This window comes from Plebeiibacterium sediminum, assembly GCF_026013605.1.
GTDB lineage: Bacteria > Bacteroidota > Bacteroidia > Bacteroidales > Marinilabiliaceae > Saccharicrinis > Saccharicrinis sediminus.
The window spans coordinates 1-2,770 of the sequence record NZ_JAPDPJ010000164.1; the positions used below are offsets into that span (position 1 = coordinate 1).

Annotated in this window: 2 protein-coding genes; both read right to left on the reverse strand. The window is 41.3% G+C overall.

What is annotated here, in order from left to right:
- Nucleotides 1-14: 14 nt before the first annotated feature.
- On the reverse strand, nt 15-2,342 hold the full coding sequence (locus tag OM075_RS24745; RefSeq protein WP_301193242.1) for an LPD1 domain-containing protein: 2,328 nt from the start codon (nt 2,340-2,342) through the stop codon (nt 15-17).
- The coding region (locus tag OM075_RS24750; RefSeq protein ID WP_301193243.1) for a hypothetical protein at nt 2,339-2,770 on the reverse strand (432 nt) is incomplete at its 5' end. The genes OM075_RS24745 and OM075_RS24750, both read right to left, overlap by 4 nt.

The following is a 2,770-nucleotide window of genomic DNA, read 5'->3' on the forward strand; positions in this document are numbered from 1 at the left end:
CTGTAAGTTTCATATCACGATATTTTTAATTGTTTCTGTTTAATGCGAATTGCTTTAGCCCTGATTTTGGCAAGTTTCAGTTTGCGCTCTTTGCCTACTATCACACCTTTATTCACGCTGCCGTTTTCAGTTAGGTCGATGTATTCATCGGTTCGTTTATCGGTAAATGGTTCAAATGATTTTATGGATAAATGCTCCTTGATGGCATAAATCAGGTTATCAAAGCACTTGTTGATGTAAATGCGTTCCTGACCTTGCGGATAAACAGGATGAGAGAACATTCCACCTGATACCAGGTAGTTATTAACCCGGTTCTTTTCCTTTAGCTTGTCGTACACATAGCACTCGAAGCTCCGGGCAAACATCTCTGCAATATCTTTCCAATAAGTTCCTTGAAGTTTTGAGTGGTGATACAGGTAGCTGTCGGTTCTACGCTTCTTAGTCTCATCAAAATCATTGTAGCTAACCGCCTTATCTTCCAAAGCATAATAGCCAAAACGAAGCATTAAGATTAGAGAAACGATACTTGTATGAACTACCGATTGCCTCTCCTGAAATGTTGGTACAACCTTCTTAATAGAGGTTTTCAGAATATCCTTGAACCAATCTTTTGTTGGCGATGAATTACCACCAATAAAATACTTCTTTTTGTATCCTAAACTTTCAATAATGGTATTCAGATAGCTTTCTGAACGAAGCGGTTTGGTGGATAATTCCAAGCCATTCAGGTAATGGTCGAAGAAGTGTCCCCATTCATGGGCTACCGAACCGTCACCGTTTCGCTTGGTCAGGTTGATGAGCTGCCGTATTGGGTAATAAGTAGCCATTGCTTTTCCACCACGACCGAATGCACCAAAAGCAATAGCCAGGGCTTCGTTTATGGATAGGTTGATATCAAGAACTTCGCATAAATCAACGATGGCTGCAACAAAGTGGCGAATGTGTTCCCTGGCTTCATCATCCTTCACGTAGTTTCCTAATGTGAGCGATTTAAAATGAAGCTTCTTGATAACCGTATTTTCATCCGCTTCTTCAATCAATAAACCGCCTGTGCGTTTGATATATGATAGCGGTACGGCTTCTATCTTTGGCTTGCTACTACTTTGAGATTTGCTTGTTTTCTTCGTTTCAGCCCAGCTCCAATCCGGTTTAAATTCCTTGTATGGGAATCGTTCTTTTTGCTCATCGTATTCTCTTTTTGCATCATTAATAAACCGTGTGCAAACCTGAGTAACATACCTTACGTAGTCCTCCACAGTCCGAACGCTACTCAACATACCACCCTGAAAAGTCAGGTCGTTTTGCCTATGGCGTTTCATATCGGCAGGAGAAAGAATTTGTTTTGCCGAATCAATACAATCCTGTTGGCGTTTAATCCGCTTGTCGGTATATTCTTTCAGCCTTTTTGCGTGTGGAGCTGCCTGTTCTTTGGTAATACCAGAATACTGATGGGCTTTCATGTAGGTTTCCTTAACCGCAGATGTAGTCCGATAGCCCTTGATGGTAAAGACAATATTGCGAAGTGCTTTACCGAATATCATCCCAAAATCATGCTTACCCACAATCTCACCATTATTGGCAATGGTATCGAGTTGTTGCAAGTCTGTAATTGAAATGGCATCATTCAAAACTTTTACAAAAGCCTCTGCCATTTTCACATATTGCTCCCTGGCTTCTTTAGTGTTGGCATGTGGCTTTGCCGGGAATGCCTGACGAACCTTTACTTTCAGAAAGGCACAACCTGAATCCGTACCATTTTCCTTTTCTGCCTGTGGGTCAACCTTTGGATATACCTTATCCTTTTTAACCAGCTCGATGGCGGTAGCTTCATCCTGTTCGATGCTGTTTAAATCACTACTGCTGATAAGCTTGTTGTACATGGCTTGTTCTTTCCTGGAACCATGAACACGCTTCCCGGCATCTTTAAATTCCCGGTTCTTTTGCTTCTCCTGTAAAGCCTTTTCTACTTCTGTATCAATATCCCCAAGGTCATCATTGGGCGTTGCTAAATTGGCACAGTAGTTTTCAAATAAAGTCCAATCATCGCTGATAATAAAGAAACCATCATTGGGATTTGGCTTGTAACCTTGCTTTGTTTTGTAGCCATTCCGACCTTCAATGAATCCTTGTTTGGGTAGAATCCAAACGAAGTCTCCCTTTCTCGGTTTATATCGGGTTGCAATAATATCGGTTGCTTTTTCAAAACCTTTATAGATAGGCAAAGCATTGACATTAACGCCCTCTTTAAAACCATTGGCTAAGATGGAAGCCTTTGATTTTCCTTTGGTGCGAATATCCTTATGGATGGCTTTGTACTTTTTATAAAACTCCTTTTCGGTCATAATATGGTCTTGATTTTTGGATGAGTACCAAGCCCGGCGACTGCCCGAAGCTGTTTCTGCTTAATCAGGATAGCCTTTGCACGGAGCTTTACAAGTGTCAATTGCTTACCCTTGTCAATGCTAATTTTCTTGCCTTTCGGTGCGGATTGTTTTTGTTTGGCTAGTCGTTTGGGAAATTCCTTTTTGTCCTGTTCAAACATCTTCATCGCCTCATTGGTAAGGCTATCGGTTGTGTCGCTTCGTTTTGTTCCCTTATCCAAAAACTCATCGTAATAATGGCGAGGTATCTTAACAGAAAGGCTGAATCGCTCACCAAGCAGATTAAGAAGTTTGGGCATCTTGCTTTCTTCAACCGAAGCCCTCATATTGCCCGAAACCATTTCAAAACCATCCCGATTATTAACCAGGAGCTTCACCACTTCTTTATC